The sequence below is a fragment of the Bifidobacterium sp. LH_419 genome (genome assembly GCF_056356955.1).
The window spans coordinates 206712-224528 of the sequence record NZ_JBKEVG010000001.1; the positions used below are offsets into that span (position 1 = coordinate 206712).

Here is a 17817-nt window from a genome sequence, read left to right on the forward strand (position 1 = left end):
CGGCATATCATGCCCACCGGGTGCGGACATGCCGCAGCTGCGATTGATCAGCCCCTGGCTTCGTCGACCTTATCGGCGGCATAGGCCCGTTCGCCCGCATAGGCCCGTTCGCCTGGAACGTATTCGACCCCCGTCACGGCGTGTCGCGGGCGAACATGGTAGAAAAGACATAGACCTCTCGTTTCGAGATATCGCGAAGCGAGCCATGCCAACAAGGAGACAACATATGAAGAAGACCTTGGTCCTCGTGTTCCACCCGTCCCTGAACGGACAGTCCCACGTCAACAAGGCGCTCGCCGAGGCCGCCGGCGGACTGGACAATGTGACCGTGCGCGACGAATACGCGCTCTACCCGGACGGCGGGATCGACGTGAAGGCCGAGCAGGCAGCGGTCGAGGCCGCCGACCGCGTCGTGTTCCAGTTCCCGCTGTTCTGGTTCTCCTCCCCCGCCCTGCTCAAGGAGTGGGAGGACGAGGTGCTCGAGCACGGCTGGGCGTACGGCTCCGAAGGCCACGCATTCGAAGGCAAGGAGTTCGCCGTCGCCGTCTCCACCGGCTCCCCGGAGTCGAAGTACCAGCCGGAGGGCGACAACAAGTTCACCATCGAACAGGTGCTCGTCCCGTTCGAGGGCACGGCCAACCACATCAACGCCACGTGGGTCAAGCCGTTCGTCACCTTCGCCTCCTTCGGCATCACCGACGAGGCGCTGGCCAAGGCCGTCGCGGACTACAAGGCGTTCCTGGCCAAATAACGTCAATCGAATGATTCCATAGCAAAGAACGGCTCTCATGGTCCGCCCATGAGAGCCGTTTCGCGTCGAGAGGCCGTCGTCCCCAATCCCCAGTCCACGACGGACCGTGTCGCCGCATGGCCGCGACGCATCTACCGGTCGCGCGACGCGAGCTCCTCGCGCAGGGCGGCGACGGCCACGGCGAGCTCGCGCACCTGTTCGCGCAGCGCGCGCAGCTCTTCGGCGGAGTCCGTCGCCGTCACCGTCACATCCGCATTCCCGACTTTCCGGCTTTCCGTTTCGCGCCGGTGCGCCTCGAAGTTGACCTGGTCGACGATCCATGAGGCGAGCGTGGCGGTGACGATGCCGATCAGCGCGATGCCGGCGAACATCAGCGCGACCGCGATGAGCTTGCCTTGGAACGTGACCGGCGACACGTCGCCGTAGCCGACGGTGGTGACGGTGACGAACGCCCACCACAGGGCCGTGCCGAACCTGTCGATCGTCGCGCCGGGAGCCCCGCGCTCCACCGAGTAGACGGCGAGCGCGCCCACGTACATGAGCATGCCGACGGCGCCGAACGCGTAGACGGCGATGCGGCCGCGCACCGCCATGCCGGAGGTGCGGTTGAGCACGTGCAGCACGGTGAGCAGGCGCAGCAGCCGCAACGGGCGCAGCATGGGTAGCGCGATGGTCGCGAGGGCGAACAGGTTGCGCGTGAACCATCGCCACCGGTCTTCGGCGAGCCACAGCGAGACGGCGTAGTCGACGACGAACATGATCCAAATCGCGTTGATGACGGTCTCGCACAGGAGGATGTGCGTGCCGGCGAGAATCTCCCACGAGTAGGCGACGAGGAACATGACGGACAGTACCATCAGCGGCCAGTCCGTCCAATGCTTCCATGCCTTGAGATCCATGCGACGATTCTACCGGTCGGAGCGCCGGTCACATGCCGGAGCCGGCCGGGTGCGCATCGACGCCATATAATGTACGAACGTACATAAAACCGAGCGAAGGAGCTTCAGGGATATGACCAGGGACGCACAGGGCAACGACTACGACGTCACCGCGGATCTTACGCCGGAGGGTCGCGTCGAATGGGACCGCATGGTCTCCGGCGAGGTCTACGAGGACTCCCATCCGGAGATCGAACGCAAGCGCGCGGAGGCGAAGCGGCTGTTCGTCGCCTACAACCGCACCGACTACGAGGATGTGGAACGCCGCCGCGAACTCATGGAGCGATTGTTCGCCTCGGTCGGCGAGGACGTGTTCATCGAACCGAACTTCCGCTGCGAGATGGGCCGCAACATCACGATCGGCTCGCACGCCTACGTCAACTTCGACTGCGTGATGCTCGACAACGCGCCGATCGTGATCGGCGACTACGTGTGGATCGCGCCGATGGTGGGCCTGTTCGCCACCAACCATGCGCTCGATTTCGAGGAGCGCAAGGCGGGGGCCTGCCGGGCGAAGCCGATTCGCATCGAGGACGGAGTATGGCTGGGCGGCCACGTGACCGTGCTCGGCGGCGTGACCATCGGACGTGGTTCGGTGATCGGCGCCGGCTCGGTCGTCACGAAGGACATCCCGGCCGGCGTGGTCGCCGTCGGCAATCCGGCGCGCGTCATCCGCCCGATCACCGAGGCCGACAGGACCGGGTTCTGCGAGCGCATCGCCGCACGCGACGCCGCACGGAACGAGTGACCGACGCGGGCGACGGGTATGGAGGCGACGGCTTCCCGCCACTCGTGTCCCTCATACCTCGCCTTCGTAGAGATAGTACGTGCCGGAAGCGCCGTCCGTATGTTCCCGGCATTCCTCGCGGATGCGGGTCAGTCCGCGATGGTCGTAGAAGCCCACATCGCACGTGGTGTCGGTGAACAGGAAATACCGGCGTGCGCCGTCGGCGTGGAATCGTCCGACCGCATGGTCGAACAACAGGCGTCCCACTCCCCTGCCGCGCGTCCGCTCGTCGACGAGGAACAGCACCACCTCCGCGTCGTAGCGCGTCCTGAGCCCGCGCATCAGCCGTCGGTCGACGGCGATCAGGTCGAGTGCGTCGCGGATGCCGCGTCGGCCGTCCGCCGTGAACGGTAACGGCAGCGATTCACGGATCACGCGTCGGGCGTGACGGTCGAACGGCGTGGACCGCGGACGCGGCATCTTCGCGTCGACGCGCGCCAGGATCACGCCCACGACCCTGTCGCCTCGCACGGCGACGGTCGCGATGGTCGAGCATGACAGGCAGTGGTGCAGGTCGATGGTCGCGAGGCGTCGCGCACAGCGCCCGTCCATCGCGGGGTCGGCGTACCACATGCGGCGCATCATCGCGACGAGCGCCGGACAGTCGTCGTGTCGCAGCGGCCGCAATATCACGCCGGCCGCCGAGGCTGCGGATGCCGCGGAATCTCCGGAATCGTCCATATGCATACGTTCCATTCTCCCATTCACCGGACGCGCGTCTGTCGGAGCACGTACCAGGCGACGGGCAGGGCGAGCAGGCCGCTGGCAATGAACACCCACGCGATTGGGATCAGGTCAGCGAGCGGAGCGAAAACCAGCATGCCGAGCGGCATGCCGAGCGTGGCGAGCGTCGTGTCGAGGCCGAAGACACGGCCGACCATCGATGGATCGGATTCGGATTGCATGACGGTGCGCATCGGCGCGGCGCACATGCCCCAGGCGATGCCGCACAGGATGTTGATGACGAGGTAGGCGAGCAGTCCGGGGGCGAGCCCGAGGCCGACGATTGTGATGCCGACCGCGGCGATCGCGTGCGCGGCCACGCGCATGTTGTCGCGGATGACCTTCACGCCGATGGTGGACATGATGAGGCCGCCGAGCAGCATGCCGGCGCTCCAGCTCAGCTCGTTGGCGGCGAGCTTGTCGGAGGCGGTCGTGAGGTTCACGAACCCGAGGTCCAAGTCCAGCCCATCGTATTCGCGGGTCATGAGCAGGAGCGTCAGGTTCATCGGCGCGACCGCCACGAAACAGGTGAGTGCATCGCCGAGCACCACGCCTTTGAGACGGGGCTGCCGCATCGTGTAGGCGAGGCCGGCCTTGAGGTCGGCGAACGCACGGCGAAGGCCGGAGACGAGCGCGTTGTCCGCCGCGACGCCCGCGACCGGCACCGGTGCCGCGACGGCTCCTCCTCGGCGTTCCGGCACGCGGATGAGCGCGACGAAGCCGACGCCGATGACCGCGGTCGTCACGTCGATGAGCAGGATCGACCATAGGGGCATCACGTTGATGAGCACGGCGGCGATGGCGGGCGCGACGAGCATGTTGGCCGAGTTGATCATGCCGTAGATCGAGTTGACGCGCAGCAGTCCGCCGGCCGGCGTGATGTCGGGGATGAACGATTGGATGGCGGGTGCCTGCACGCCGCCGCCGGCCGAACGGATGAACAGGACGACGAACAGGATGGCCAGGTTCGCCCAACCGTGCGCGAAGGCGAACGACAGCATGACGGTGACGCCGGCGATGATGAGGTCGGGCAGCATGATGAGCGGCTTGCGCCGGTAGCGATCGGCCATCGACCCGCCGAAGATCGACACGAGGGATTGCGGCATGACGCCGAACAGGGTGGCGAGCAGCATGGACCAGCCGCTTTTCTCCTGCAGTACGATCCACCACCAGAGGGCGTACTGCACGATGTTGGAGCCGAGCAGGGAGAACGCCTGTCCGGTGAGCAGCAGGGCGACGCGACGCGTCCAGCCGAGCTCGCGCGGATCGGTCTCCGGCTCGAAGGGCATGGTCGGTTCAAGGGTATCGGGCATACGGGTGTTCCTTCACTTCATCGTTCCGCACGGTCCGTTCGTTCCGTGCCGTGCATGGCATGCGTACGGTCGAACCGGCATGCCGTGCCGACCGTCCGTCGCGGACGGTGCGGCGGCGGCGTGCCGGCCCGCATGTCAGATGAAGCCGGGCGCGTACACCGGGGCGTTGTTGTCCGGCGACGAGGCGCAACACAGGGAACACATGGTTCCAGACGTTAGCCGGATTCGCCGACAACGCCGGTCTACGCTACAGTCGCCCGCATCCGCCTACAGCCGGTCGGCGATGAGACGGCAGTGGTCGCGCACCACGGCGGCGGACCTATGGAACCTCGCGAGCTCCTCGTCGCTCAGGTGCAGGTCGACGAAGTCGCCCACGCCGTCGCCGTCGAGCGCGACGGGCAGGGAGAGGAACACGTCATGCTCGCCGTACTCGTATTCGCCGTCGATGAGCGTGGACACGGATACGACGCCGCGCTCGTTCCACAGAATCATGCGCACGAGCCCCGCGACCGTGGCGGCGATGCCGTAGCTGGTGCCGCCGCGCAGACCCTTGATGTCCAGTCCGCGGCGGCGCGTCTCCTCCTCGATGCCGGCGAGCGTGACGTCCGGATAGCGCGAACGGTTGTCCTCCAGGTACTGCGCGAACGATTTGCCGATGAACGAGACCGTGGACCACGGCACGAACTGGCTGTCGCCGTGTTCGCCGATCACGTAGCCGGAGACGAGACGCGGGTCGAGGCGCGTGGTCTCGCCGATGATCGTCTTCATGCGCGACGTGTCGAGCGCCGCCCCGGAGCCGAGCACCTGCGCGCGCGGCAGTCCGGTGCGTCTCCACGCGAACCAGCTGAGCACGTCGACCGGGTTCGACACCATGATGAGGATGCCGTCGAACCCGGAATCCCTGATATGGCGCAGAATCGGGTCGACGATATCGATGGCGGCGCCGAGCTCCTGCATGCGCGTCTCCCCCGGTTTCGGCTTCGGCCCGGCGGTGACAACGACCACGTCGGCGCGACGGCAGTCCTCCCAGCCGCCCGCGCGGATCGTCACGAACCTGCCGAGGAACTCGGATCCGTCGGCCAGGTCCATGGCCAGTCCCTCGGCCTTCTCCGGATGATGGTTGACGAGCACAAGCTCGTTGCACAACCCTTGTTGGACGATGGCGCTCGCCACCGCCGCACCGACGCTGCCCGCGCCGACGACGACCACGCGGCTCCTGTTCGATGTGACCATGATGCCGGGTTCTCCTTTTCCTCCTGGAATGTCGTGACGATGCCGTTCCCGACTCACCTGACGGCGGTGAAGAAGAACCGGGGGAACGGGAAGATGATGCTGCCGTCGGATCGGGGCGGATATGCCTCGCGCACGCGGGCGAGCACCTCGTGTTCGAAGGCGGCCCGTCCGTGCTCGTCGCGGAGCGCCTGCAGATAGGGGCGCAGTCCGGTGCCGCGGTACCAGTCCATGATGGCCTCGTGCGAGGGCAGGGTGTGCATGTAGGTGGTCGTCCACATGCGGAAACGCGCGGCGTGCGCGTGCAGAAGCTCCCAGTATTCGGGCGGCGTGAGGTTGAAGAACTCGCGGGCCTGCGGGAGCCGGTCCGCGTACGCCGGCGAGTGCACGAGTTCGCCGATGATGCGGTGGATGGGCTCCTCGTAGTTCATCGGCGTCTGCACGGCGAGCGTGCCGCCCTCCTTCAGCAGGCCGAGCATGGCGGGGATGAGGCGCGGGTGGTCGGGCACCCATTGGATGCACGCGTTGGAGAAGACCACGTCGAAGTCGTGGGGCAGGGCGGCGACCTCGTCCGTCTTGGACATGTCGCACAGGGCGAAGTCGATGTCGGGGTGTGCTTCGCGGGCGGCGGCGATCATCTCGGGCGAACTGTCCACGCCGAGGATCGCGGCGTGCGGGTAGCGTTCGCGCAACACGGCGGTGCTGTTGCCCGGTCCGCAGCCGATGTCGATGAGGCGTGTGACCGTCCCGTCGTCCGGCGGCAGCTGCATCGCCAGATCATGTGACGGCTGCGTGCGTTCCGTCCTGAATCGCAGATACTGTTCCGAATCCCATACGACCATGCGATTCACGCTAGCGATGCGGACGCATACGGTCCGCAGATGCGTCCGCATCGCGAACATGACGCGGCCGCATCGGAGATCCCTCCGCCCATCGGCGGATCCTCCTTACGTCGCCGTACGGTTCATGACCGCCGTTGCCGGCCGTTGTAGGATGCCGAAAGAGACTATGCGGAAAAGAGCAGGCATATGAATGGATACGAGCGGATTCGCGGATTCGTGAAGGAACATGCCGATGAGGCGGAGCTCATCAGGCATGAAACGGCGATTGTCGATCTGAAGTCCGGGGCAGAGGTCTTCGACATCAATCGCGCGGCGGCGACGTACATCGTGGAATCGAAGGAAGGCGTGTTCGCCGTGGTCGCGTCGGCCGTCGGCCATCTCAGATGGCGTCCGCTGGGCCGTGCGCTGGGACTGCGGCAGATCCATCTTGCATCGCGGGAATCGGTCCGAAAGCACACAGGATACGACGCGGGCGTCGTAGGGCCGCTGTTCCTCGGCGACGTGCGCATGTTCTTCGATCGGCGACTGCTCGCCCACGATCGTGTGTACTGCGGTGCCGGTGACGCGCATCACACGCTGTCCATCGCCCCTCGGCTCATCATCGCGTGCAACGACATCGCCGGATATTTCGACGGCGCCGAGTTCCTTCCGCATATGCCGGATCCGAAAGAGCTCCGGAACGATATGTACGAACAGATGCTCGACGATTATCTCGCCATGGAGAGGGCGGAGTGACGACCGGGCGCCCCTGCCGTACGTCAGCGGTCGCGCCAGCGCAGGAGTTCGAAGGCGAGGATGAGGGCGAGCAGGAGGGCGGAGGCGAGGAACACGGCGCGCAGGGCCATGGTGAGCGAGGGCAGGAACGTGGCGATGACGCCGAACACGGCCACGCCGACCGCGCCGCCGACCTGACGGAACGTGTTGAACATGGCGGAGGCGATGCCGGCCTGCGCGGGATCGACGCTCTTGAGCACCACGCCCGCAGCCGCCGGCGTGGTGATGGCCGCGCCGAACCCGACGACGCTCAGCCCCGTGGCAATCGCCCATACGGGAATCGGCGACGGGTAGAGAAATTCGAACAGGAATCCGGCGATCATGATCGCGAGCCCCAGCGTGATCGAGAACTTCGATCCGCGTGCGGTGATGATGCGGCCGCCGGCGAGGTTGCCGGCGATGGTGACGAACGCGGACGGCACGAACACGAGTCCCGCGGCGAAGGCGCCCAAGCCGAGCCCGTTCTGCAGGAACAGCGTGCAGATGAACACCATGCCGTACCAGTTGAAGATCATGACGAATCCGATGAGCAGCGCGACCTGCATGCCGCGCACGCGGAACAGATCCAACGGCATCATGGGCGTGCGGACCTTCGCCTGGGAGCGGACGAACGCGACGAGCAGGACCGCGCCGACGGCGACGAGCGTCCATGCGAGTGGCGAGGCGACGCCGAGGGCGCCGATCTCGATGACGCCGGCGATGAGGATGACGAGGCCGGACAATGCGAGCGACTGCCCCACCCAGTCGAACCGCTTGGCGCGCCGAGGCGAGGGCGCGACGCGCGCGCACAGGCCGAGGACCAGCAGGCAGAACGGCACGTTGATTGCGAACACAAGACTCCAGTGGATTGGCGTGAGCAGACCCCCGAGCAGCGGCCCCACGGCCGACGCGCTCGCGCCGCCCGCACCCCACAGGGCGAGCGCCCAGGCGCGCCGCTTCGGATCGGGGCTCGTCTCGTTGATGAGCGACATGGATGCGGGCAGGATCAGCGCGGAGGCGACTCCGAGCAGGCATCGGCCGAAGACGAGCGCGCCCATCGACCATGCGAACGAGCTGAACAGGGACGCGGCGGTGAACAGGGCGGCGCCGCAGACGAACACGCGCTTGGCGCCCCACCGGTCGGCGAGGTTGCCGCATAGGAGAAGGAGCGCGGCAAACAGGAGGCTGTAGCCGTCGACCACCCACTGCTGGACGGCCATGTCGCCGCCGAGGTCTCGGCTGATGGTGGGCAACGCCACGTTGACGATGAGCACGTCCATGCCGACGAGGAACGAGGCGATGGACGCGGCGGCCGTGGCGAACGGTGCAGAACGGGCGATGGCCCGCGTGCGGTCGTCCGCAAGCGCGGGCGACGAAGTCGATGGGGCTGGCGATGAAACGGTCGATGAGGTGGTCGTCGTTCTCTCCTTACGCTATGGATCGGAATGTCATATCGGTTATCGCGTAGGATATGGTACGGCGCGTGGGATGTTGGGAACGTTGGAATGTGAGTGATTATGGTTCATATCGCATGAACCATAGGTTCACGCCCACCCCCTCAGCCGGCTTCGCTGGCAGCTCCCCCTGAAGGGGGCGCAGATGAAACGTCCGGACGGACGGAAAGGACGACGATGTACGACAGGCGCTTGGATGCTATCGTGGCGGCGGCGGAGACGGGCAGTTTCGCGAAGGCGGGACGGCGTCTGCACGTCTCGACGCCGGCGCTCGACAAACAGGTCAACACGTTCGAAACGGAATACGGACTCGCCCTGTTCGTCCGCTCGCACGGCGGCGTCACCCCCACGCCCGCCGGCGAGGAGTTCGTGGAGGGGGCGCGCGACCTGATCCGCCGGTCGGACGAGATCATCCGACGGGCACGGCGGCGCGCCCGGCCGGACACCGTGCCGGTGCGTCTCGGCGTCTCCATGCTGCGGCCGGGCAGACGCATCCTCGACCTGTGGCAGCACGACGCCGGCCACACTCCGAGCATCCGCCTCGAACTCGTCTCCCTGCCGGACAACCGCACGTCCATCACCGACATCATCGCCCGTCTCGGCGAAACGATCGACGTGATCGCCACCGCGTTCGTCCCCGACCATTGGACCGGCGTATGCAACACGCTGGCGTTGTCCTACGAGCCGTTGAGTCTGGCGGTGCCCCTCACCCATGCGCTCGCACGCCGCGCGCGGGTGACGCTCGACGACCTCGCAGGCACGCGCATACGCATGCTGCCGCGCGGCAACGGCACGGACGACGTCGCACGCGACCTGTTCGAACGCGCCGGCGGCATCGAACTGGCCGACATCGACCATTACGATCTGGACGTGTTCAACGAGTGCGCCCGGACCGGCGACCTGCTCGTCTCCAAACCGATGTGGGCCGACGTGCACCCGCAGCTCGTCAACGTGGCCGTGGACTGGCCCGAACCGGTCGGCATGCAGTACGGTCTGCTCTACCCGACCGACCCCACGCCAACCGTCGCCGCGTTCGTGGACCGCATCGCCGAGCTCGCCGGCGTGGAGCGAAACGCATCCGCACGGGAGGCGACGGAAGCGGGTGACGCCCGCTGATACGATGGCGGTATCGCGGGAGGTAACGCGAGCAGCATCGACGGATCGAGGGAGATCGCCATGTCCACGCGAGACCACGACACGACACCATCAACAACCGTCACGACGTCCGCGCCGACCGCGCCGGGCGAAGGCTCGTCACGCACCCCACACACATCCCGGTCCCCGAGCCGCGCGAAACGCGCCCGCATCATCCTCGCCGCACTGCTGGCGGCGATCATCGCGATCGGCGGAGGCGGGACCGTCTGGTGGACGCTGGGAGACGGCGCCCGAACCGTCGCACTCATGCGCAGGAAACCGGCCTCGCCGGCGACGCAGGCCGCGATCGACGCGGTCACCGGATTCGCCTACCGTTCCGCACCCGGATTCCTCGACGCGGCGAACGGCGACGACGACGGCAACGTCAACTACTCCCCCACGTCGATGTGGATGGCGCTCGCGCTCGCCGCGCAAGGTGCCGGCGGCGCGACGCGCACGCAATTGGACGAGGCACTCGGAGCCAAGAGTCTCGGCGACGGGGACTACACGTCGCTGCGCTCGTCGGTCAACGGCCGGTACGACGATGCGCGGTCCGTGATGGACGTGCGCGACTCCGTGTGGGTGGATGGCCGCTACACGCTCAAGGATTCGTTCCGGCGGGCCGCGCAGGAAAGGTTCGACGCCGACGTGGAATCCCTCGCGTTCGACGCGCGCGCCGAGAAGCGCATGTCCGAATGGATCGAGGACAACACCCACGGCATGCTCAAACCGGACATCCGGTTGAACGCCGACACGGTGATGACGATCATCGATACCGTCTACGCGGACGGCCGCTGGAAGACGCCGTTCGAGGAGACGGACACCAAGGATCGGACGTTCCACGGCGCTTCGCGCGAGCGCATGGTGCCGATGATGGCGCATACGTTCGATTCGATGGGCTATGCACAGGCGGCGGACGGCTCATGGCGGCGCGTCTCCATCCCGTTCGACAACGGCGGCGCGCTGACGGTGCTGCTGCCCGCCGAGGGACGGTTCGACGAGTTCTCCTCCGACGCGGCGCGGCTGGAGTGGGCGATGTCGACGTGCTCCGCGCGCGAGACCGGCGGCGATGCGCCCACCTGCAGCGAGAAGGCCGGAACCGATGCCGCGGGAAACGCCGTCCCGGAGGTGACGGCCGCGTCGACAAGCGTGGACCTGAAACTGCCGCGGTTCTCCATCGAAAACGCGTTCTCTCCGGAGAGCGCCGAGAAGACGCTCCGGACGTTGGGCGTGACGGACGCGTTCTCGTCGAATACGGCGGATTTCTCCGGCATGTTGGAGCCGGACGGGCTGCCGGGGAATCCGTTCATCGGCGAGATCATCCAAGGCACGCGCATCGAGGTGAACGAGAAGGGCGCGAAGGCGGCCGCGTTCACGCAGATCCAGGTGGAGGCGTCCGGGGCGCCCATCTCCGACAAGGTCACGTTCGACGTGGATCGGCCGTTCCTCTACGAACTGACCACGCCGGACGGCGTGCCGTTGTTCATCGGCGCGGTGCGCGACCTGTGACGCCCCTCACCGTCCCTCGTCCATGAGCGGCAGGGTGAGGCGCATCGTGGTGCCGGACGGCGACGTGGATTCCACGTCGAGTTCGCCGCCGTACCGGACCGCCACGTCGCGGGCGAGCGCAAGCCCCAGCCCGTAGCCCTGGTGCGCGGTGCCGTCGTCGTCGCGGGCGAACCGGCGGAACAGGCGTTCGGGGTCATCGCCGATGCCGCAGCCGTGGTCGGTGACGCGCACGACGGCCCGTCCGCCGTGCAGGTATCCGGTCGAGACCGTGACCTTCGCGCCGTCGGGCGAGTGGGCGATGGCGTTGTCGAGCACGGCGACGAGGCATCGGGACAGTCCGATCGCGTTGCCGCGCACGATGAGCCGGCCGCGCTCCCCGTCGACGCGCACGTCGAGGCCCACGCCGCGCGTCTCGGCGAGCGGCCGCACCTCCTCGACGGACTGGTCGGCCACGTCGGCGAGCATGACGGGTTTGGCGTTGACGGCGCCGCGCGCGGCGACGAGCAGGTCGGTGATGATGGCGGTCATGCGGTCGACGTCGCCACGCAGGGCGGCGAGCGGCGCGTCGATGTCGCCGCCGTGGGCGCGGCGGAAGTCGATGAGGTCGATGCGTGTGGCGATCACGGCGAGCGGCGTCTTGAGCTCGTGGCTGGCGTCGGCGACGAAGTCCTTCTGGAGTTCGAACGCGCGTTCGAGCGGTTCGACCTCCTTGCGCGCGTAGTACCGGCCGACGACGGCGACGGCGGCGATGACGCCGGCGACGAACAGGAGCGTGAACGCGATGGCCTTCCTCGTGTCGATGACCATCATGCCGGAGCCGAACTGCTGGGTGACGCTCATGGCGTCGGGGTCGAGGCCGCGTTCGGTGAATTCGTGGCGCGAGCCGAGCAGCACGCCGAGCGTGAAGAGGATGCCGCCGATCATGGTGATGGCGGCCATGGCGATGGTCATGCGCAGGCTGATGAGCCGTGCGTGTCCCTTGTCCGATGATGTGATGCCCATCGCTCATCCTTCCGGTGTTCCGATGCGGTAGCCGCGGCCGCGCACGGTGTCGATGATGCGGCGCGTGGTCTTGCCGCGCACGTAGGAGACGTACACGTCGACGGCGCCCAGGTCGCTGCCGGGCGAGAACGCGCCGGCGAGCAGCTCCTCGCGGGTGAACACGTGGTCGGGCGAGGTGGCGAGCATGGCGAGCAGCTTCGTCTCGACGTCGGTGAGCGGCACGGCCCGCCCGTCCGGATTCTCGATGACGTTGGCGTCGGGTTTGAGCAGCCAGTCGCCGACCATCACGCCGTTGGACTGCGCGTGGAAGCCGCGCAGGAGGGCGCGCAGGCGCGCCTCGAGTTCGACGAAGTGGAACGGTTTGGTCAGGTAGTCGTTGGCGCCGGCGTCGAGGCCTTCGACGATGTCGTCGACTTCGGCGAGCGCGGTGAGGATGAGCGCGGGCGTGGTGACGCCGGTGCCGCGCAGCATGCGGATGAGGTCGAGTCCGTCGCCGTCGGGCAGCCGACGGTCGACGATGAGCGCGTCGTAGCGTGCGCCCGCCATGAGCCGGTCCGCCTCGCCGACCGAGCGCGCCCAGTCGATCCGGTAGTCGGCGGCGAGCATCTCGGCGGTCATGGCACCGAGGTCCGGATCGTCCTCGATGAGGAGGACGGCGGGCAGGAGCAGCCGTTCCGGGGATGCGGCCGCCATCGGTCTTGACGCCTCCGGCCCTGGCGTCTCCGGTGTCGCCGTCACGTGCGTCGTCATGTCCATGCGCGTCTCACCTCATGGGGGATCGGGGATTCTCTTACGGTTATATCAGACCGCCGGCCGGCTTAGGAACCGCTAAGAAACGCGGCGGCGGTTGGTCCGGCGGCGCCCGCGGCGTTATCGTGCGCGGTATGCGATGTGATTCCCCTCTTTTCACCGCGGACCGGGTGTCGTGCACGGTGCCGTCGCCGGACGGAGACCGGACGGTCTTCGCTGATCTGTCGTTCGCGATCGGCCGCGGCGAGATCGTCGACTTGGTGGGCCCGTCCGGTTCAGGTAAGAGCAGTCTGCTGACGGCGTTCGCGCGGCTCAACCCGCATGCATCGGGCTCGTTCACGTTGGACGGGCGTGATGCCGGATCGTTCACGCCGCAACGGTGGCGGCGCGAGGTCGCCTACCTGCCGCAGAAGCCGATTCTGCCGGGAGAGACGGTGGCGGACGCGATCCGTCTGCCGTTCACGCTCGCCGTGCGCGCCGACGCGCGGGACGACGGCCGGCGGGGCGGTTTCGTCGACCGGTTCGCCCGCCTGTTCCGCGACGACGCGGCGGCCGCACGGGACATGCTGCCGGACGCGCGCATCCGGGAGACCCTCGACGCGATGGGATGCGGGGACATCGATCTGACGCGGCGGCCGCACGACCTGTCCGGCGGTCAGGCGGCGCGCGTCTCGCTCGCCCGCACCCTGCTGACCGGGCCGCAGGTGCTGCTCGCCGACGAGGTGGACGCCGGACTGGACGACGGGAACGCCGCCAAGGTCGCGTCGATCATGGCGTATGCGGCCGGACGCGGCATGGCGATCGTGCGCATCCGGCACCGGCCGCCGGACGGGCGCGCCTCGCGCGTCGCCACGCTGGCCGGCGGCGCGCTCGCATGGGCGGACGCGGCGGAACGCGCGACGGGAGCGACGGACGGGAAGGAGACGGCATGAGCGGCAACGCGTACGACATCGACATCTGGGGTCTCGCCGTGGCGATGGCGATGGTGGCCGTCGCGGCCGGCGTGAGCGGGCTCATGCGCATGGGCATCGGCCGCTCCCTCCTGTGGTCCGCCTGCCGGGCGCTCCTGCAGCTGTGCGCGATGGGATTCGTCGTCGGCTACGTGATCCGCGCGGACAACGTGTTCCTCGTGTTCGCGACGATCGGCGTGATGCTCGTCGCCGCCGTGCAGATCACCCTGTCGCGCGCCAAAGGCGTGCCGAAGGGGCTCGCCGGCCCGGTGCTGCTGAGCCTGACCATCACGATGCTGCTCATGATCGCGCTCGTCACCGAACTCGTCGTGCGCCCCCACCCGTGGTACGCGCCGCAGCTCGTCGTGCCGTTGACCGGCATGCTGCTCGGCAACACGGTCTCCGCGCTCGCCGTCGGCCTGAGCCGGTTCTACGAGAGCATGGACGAGCGGCGCGACGAGATCGACACGATGCTCGCGCTCGGTGCGACCGCATGGGAGGCGGCGCGGCCGTCCATCGTCTCGTCGATCAGGCTCGGACTGCTGCCGACGATGGCGACGCTTGCCTCCTGCGGCATCGTCACGATCCCGGGCATGATGGCCGGCCAGGTCATCGCCGGCGGCGACCCGTTGGAGGCCGCGAAATACCAGTTCGTCGTGTTCGCGGCCATCGCCGCGCTGACGCTCGTCGCCGACGGGCTCATCATGGCGATGACGTACCGCACCTGCTTCACCGAGGACGACCAGTTCCGCCCGCAGGACATGCGCGGCGTGCGCTGAACGCGGGGATTCTCCACGGGCACGACGGCGGACGACGGAGGCCGGAACCGTCCACGCCACCCGCCGTTTCCCCATTGTTTCCGGCGATTCCCGCATGGGAGCCGCCGTGAGCGCTACCATGGAGATGACGGGACATGGTTCCCGCAGGTATGAATGAGTATGAGTAGCGAAGAAAACAGCAAAGAAACAATGGAAAACAGTGGGCATACGATCGACCGCTCGTGGCTGACCGAGGCGAAGGAAAGCATCAGCCAGTGGTCGTACATCATGTTGAAGGACGCGGACGACAACGACATCGACTGGGATTGGGTGCGTTCGCTCGACCTGGAGCACGGCATCGGCGTGGCCTCCCCCGAGGACTTCGAGGCGGGCGCCGCGTCCAGCGTGCACGATCTGCTCAAGGAGGATCTCGCGATCCGTGACCGGCTCGAAGCCGTCATCGCGAAGATGAGCATGACGTTCATGCGCGACTTCGACCGCAGGATCAAGACCTATGACCTGCCGCGCGCGCTCGCCTACGCGGACCGTCGCCTCAACGACCAGATCGCGCTGCTGCGCGACCGCGGCATCGCCGAAGGCCTGTGGACCGTCGAGGACGAGGACCGCCAGCGCGTCACCGTGCCGGTGCTCACGCCCGCAAGGGAGGGCGTGGTCGTCGACGACATCCAGGACCGCACCGCGGAGATCGTCAACGCGCGCGCCGAACGCCGCAAGGCGGACCGCGCCAAGCGCGAGGCGGCGCGGGCGCACCGCGAGCACGCGCTGTTCGAGGCGGACGAGGTGAGGAACGGCTCCGTCGAGGCGGGCCCGGACGAGTCCGCGCCGATCGAGTCGAGCTCCGACCAGGGCAGCAACGATTATCTCATCGAGGGACAGCCGGTCATCAACGACGACAACCCCGCCGTGCCGACGGTCGAACAGGTGAACCGCGACGAGACCGCCGTGCCCGAGGCGCGCTTCGAGAAGTCGCGCCACCGGGCCGCCGAGCATGTGGCGGCACGCGAGGCCGCACGCCCGAAGGACTATTGGCGCGAGGTGTTCCTGCCGGGCCGCGACGTGGACAAGGTGATGGGCATCGACCTGGAGACGAACGGCACCGAACCGTACCGCGCGTACATCATCGACGTGGGCTTCGAATACATGAACATGAAGTCCCCGCGCCCGGCGGACGCCCCCACCGGCTACGAGTACGACAAGGACTACTACGAGGGCGGCGACGCCTACGACCAGCATCGGTTCTCGTTCGGCGTGACCGACGAGGCGGCGCGCCACGGCAACCCGTTCATCATTCAGCTGACCGGCATCGACATCAAGCAGCGCGTCGGCGCCGGCTATCCGATGTTCGACGAGGACGCCGAGGCGCAGGCCGACCTGCTCAAGCGTCTGACCGCGCAGCCGTTCGTCGCGCATATGGCCACGTTCGAGCACAGCTTCTTCATGCTCAACGTGAAGGGCTATGCGGAGGCGTACCGCAACGGCCACGTGACCATCATCGACACGCTGCCGATGAGCCGCCTGTGGGACGAGGGCTCCATCCCCAGCGAGGAGCATCCCGACGGCGACAACCGCCTCGACGCGTACGCGAAGCGCCAGGGCGCGCTGCGCGAGGACGACGCCGAACGCCATCTCGGTCTCGAGGACACGCACATCATGCTCCTCGCCATGAAGCACCATCTCAAGCAGCTCCAGGCCGAGGCGCGCGGACCGTGGGGCCCGAACGGCAAGGCGGGCGTCGGCGGCAAGCGCATCATCAGCCATCGTCGCCGCTGGAGGCGCTGACCGGGGCCGCGGTTGACGCCAACCGTTGAACGGACACCGTGTCGTCCGTTTTGACCATGCAAAACAGACGACACGGTGTCCGTTTATGGTATTCCCGCGCATATGACGCCGCATTGTCGCGTCGTGGAGTAGTCTGGCACGCAGGCGATGGAACCCGCCGGGAAACCCGTTTTCCGAACCGCATTACCGCTGATAGTTCCTACACGATTTCTCCCTTAGGGGCCGTCGTGTCTTCAGCGGACCGCGGCGGCATCCGGAAAGGCAACGATATGGGTCATCGCATACCCCAGATTCATCCCGACATCCTCGCCGTCGTCTTCGTCGGCGGCACGGTCGGCACCGCATTGCGCTACGCGTTCACACTGATTCCCGCGGCCGGCGACTTCCATACCGGCACCTTGGCCGCGAACCTGCTCGCCTGTCTCCTGTATGCGGGACTGACCGCGTTCCTCGCCGGCTCCACCTCGTTCGCCGCGCGGTTCGGCTCCCGCGGCAGGGAGTACGCGAGCCGCGGGCTCGGCATGGGACTGTGCGGCGGGCTGTCCACGATGTCCACGCTCGCGTTGGAGTGCTTCACCGCGATCCGTTCGGGCGACGCGGGCGTCGGCGTCCTGTATCTCGTCGTGACGTTCGCGCTCGGCATCCTGTGCGCGACCGCCGGCGCATGGGTGGGCGGCCGTCTCGCCACGCACGGCACCGCCGCCGACTCCGCATCCGTCTCCGACGTGCGGAAGGGGGCGTGACGATGGCCATGCTCCTTCCCGTGCTCGTCTGCCTGTTCGGCGGTCTGGGCGCCTCCTGCCGCTACATGCTCGACACGACCGTCAAGACGTATTGGACGCGCGCGTTCCCGATGTCCACGTTCGTCATCAACCTGCTGGCCGGCCTTCTCGCCGGGCTCGTCGCCGCGGCGGCGCTTCGCGGCGGAGTGGACGAGTCGTGGCGGCTGCTGCTCGCCACCGGTTTCCTCGGCGGTTTCTCGACGTTCTCCACCGCGGTCAACGAGACGGTGACGTTGTTCGGCAAGCGCCGCTACCCCACCGCCGCCGGCTATCTGCTGGCGAGCGTCGTCGTCCCGCCGCTCGCCGTGGCCGCCGGGTTCATGCTCGTCGCGTGACGGCCG

Annotated in this window: 18 protein-coding genes and 1 riboswitch; of the genes, 10 read left to right on the plus strand and 8 right to left on the minus strand. The window is 67.6% G+C overall.

What is annotated here, in order from left to right:
• Nucleotides 1-226 precede the first annotated feature (226 nt).
• Nucleotides 227-751: an NAD(P)H-dependent oxidoreductase gene (locus AC1AYX_RS01080; RefSeq protein ID WP_476501761.1), complete on the plus strand. Its 525-nt coding sequence runs from the start codon at nt 227-229 to the stop codon at nt 749-751.
• A gap of 131 nt (nt 752-882) precedes the next feature.
• Here AC1AYX_RS01080 and AC1AYX_RS01085 read toward each other — a convergent pair whose 3' ends face one another.
• Entirely contained in the window at nt 883-1650 is a 768-nt protein-coding gene (locus tag AC1AYX_RS01085) for a potassium channel family protein (RefSeq protein WP_476501762.1), read from the minus strand.
• Nucleotides 1651-1762: 112 nt separating this feature from the next.
• On the opposite strand from AC1AYX_RS01085, the gene AC1AYX_RS01090 reads away from it, so the two are divergent.
• On the plus strand, nt 1763-2437 hold the full coding sequence (locus AC1AYX_RS01090) for a sugar O-acetyltransferase (RefSeq protein WP_476501763.1): 675 nt from the start codon (nt 1763-1765) through the stop codon (nt 2435-2437).
• A 51-nt stretch (nt 2438-2488) separates the two neighbouring features.
• Here the strand turns inward: AC1AYX_RS01090 and AC1AYX_RS01095 are convergent, their stop codons facing one another.
• The 4 genes from AC1AYX_RS01095 to AC1AYX_RS01110 form a co-directional block, all read right to left on the minus strand.
• Nucleotides 2489-3157: a GNAT family N-acetyltransferase gene (locus tag AC1AYX_RS01095; protein ID WP_476501764.1), complete on the minus strand. Its 669-nt coding sequence runs from the start codon at nt 3155-3157 to the stop codon at nt 2489-2491.
• A 23-nt stretch (nt 3158-3180) separates the two neighbouring features.
• Nucleotides 3181-4512 carry an MFS transporter gene (locus AC1AYX_RS01100; RefSeq protein WP_476501765.1) on the minus strand — a complete coding sequence of 444 codons (1332 nt, stop codon included), beginning with the start codon at nt 4510-4512 and terminating at the stop codon, nt 3181-3183.
• Between the two features lie 267 nt (nt 4513-4779).
• Nucleotides 4780-5745, minus strand: coding sequence for an L-lactate dehydrogenase (locus tag AC1AYX_RS01105; protein WP_476501766.1), 966 nt, complete (start codon nt 5743-5745; stop codon nt 4780-4782).
• 53 nt (nt 5746-5798) lie between these two features.
• Nucleotides 5799-6584, minus strand: a complete 786-nt coding sequence (locus AC1AYX_RS01110) for a methyltransferase domain-containing protein (protein WP_476501767.1) — start codon at nt 6582-6584, stop codon at nt 5799-5801.
• A gap of 186 nt (nt 6585-6770) precedes the next feature.
• On the opposite strand from AC1AYX_RS01110, the gene AC1AYX_RS01115 reads away from it, so the two are divergent.
• Entirely contained in the window at nt 6771-7319 is a 549-nt protein-coding gene (locus AC1AYX_RS01115; protein ID WP_476501768.1) for an aminoacyl-tRNA deacylase, read from the plus strand.
• A gap of 23 nt (nt 7320-7342) precedes the next feature.
• Here the strand turns inward: AC1AYX_RS01115 and AC1AYX_RS01120 are convergent, their stop codons facing one another.
• Nucleotides 7343-8617, minus strand: a complete 1275-nt coding sequence (locus AC1AYX_RS01120) for an MFS transporter (RefSeq protein ID WP_476501769.1) — start codon at nt 8615-8617, stop codon at nt 7343-7345.
• 351 nt (nt 8618-8968) lie between these two features.
• Here AC1AYX_RS01120 and AC1AYX_RS01125 point away from each other — a divergent pair, with 351 nt between their 5' ends.
• Complete coding sequence (locus tag AC1AYX_RS01125; RefSeq protein ID WP_476501770.1) at nt 8969-9907, plus strand: LysR family transcriptional regulator; 939 nt, start codon at nt 8969-8971, stop codon at nt 9905-9907.
• A 60-nt stretch (nt 9908-9967) separates the two neighbouring features.
• A complete protein-coding gene (locus AC1AYX_RS01130) occupies nt 9968-11434 on the plus strand; it encodes a serpin family protein (protein ID WP_476501771.1) in 1467 nt (488 codons plus the stop codon).
• 6 nt (nt 11435-11440) lie between these two features.
• Here the strand turns inward: AC1AYX_RS01130 and AC1AYX_RS01135 are convergent, their stop codons facing one another.
• Together AC1AYX_RS01135 and AC1AYX_RS01140 are read right to left on the minus strand one after the other, a co-directional pair.
• Entirely contained in the window at nt 11441-12436 is a 996-nt protein-coding gene (locus tag AC1AYX_RS01135; protein ID WP_476501772.1) for a sensor histidine kinase, read from the minus strand.
• 3 nt (nt 12437-12439) lie between these two features.
• Nucleotides 12440-13129, minus strand: coding sequence for a response regulator transcription factor (locus AC1AYX_RS01140; protein WP_476501773.1), 690 nt, complete (start codon nt 13127-13129; stop codon nt 12440-12442).
• Nucleotides 13130-13320: 191 nt separating this feature from the next.
• Here AC1AYX_RS01140 and AC1AYX_RS01145 point away from each other — a divergent pair, with 191 nt between their 5' ends.
• The 5 genes from AC1AYX_RS01145 (at nt 13321) to AC1AYX_RS01165 (ending at nt 17811) form a co-directional block, all read left to right on the plus strand.
• Nucleotides 13321-14118, plus strand: a complete 798-nt coding sequence (locus AC1AYX_RS01145; RefSeq protein WP_476501774.1) for an ABC transporter ATP-binding protein — start codon at nt 13321-13323, stop codon at nt 14116-14118.
• Nucleotides 14115-14915: an ABC transporter permease gene (locus tag AC1AYX_RS01150; protein ID WP_476501775.1), complete on the plus strand. Its 801-nt coding sequence runs from the start codon at nt 14115-14117 to the stop codon at nt 14913-14915. The genes AC1AYX_RS01145 and AC1AYX_RS01150 overlap by 4 nt, the downstream gene beginning before the upstream one ends.
• Before the next feature lie 189 nt (nt 14916-15104).
• Nucleotides 15105-16694, plus strand: coding sequence for a PolC-type DNA polymerase III domain-containing protein (locus tag AC1AYX_RS01155; protein WP_476501776.1), 1590 nt, complete (start codon nt 15105-15107; stop codon nt 16692-16694).
• 134 nt (nt 16695-16828) lie between these two features.
• Nucleotides 16829-16903, plus strand: a riboswitch (Fluoride riboswitch).
• A 60-nt stretch (nt 16904-16963) separates the two neighbouring features.
• A complete protein-coding gene (locus AC1AYX_RS01160) occupies nt 16964-17437 on the plus strand; it encodes a CrcB family protein (RefSeq protein ID WP_476501777.1) in 474 nt (157 codons plus the stop codon).
• 2 nt (nt 17438-17439) lie between these two features.
• Nucleotides 17440-17811: a fluoride efflux transporter FluC gene (locus tag AC1AYX_RS01165; RefSeq protein ID WP_476501778.1), complete on the plus strand. Its 372-nt coding sequence runs from the start codon at nt 17440-17442 to the stop codon at nt 17809-17811.
• Nucleotides 17812-17817 lie beyond the last annotated feature (6 nt).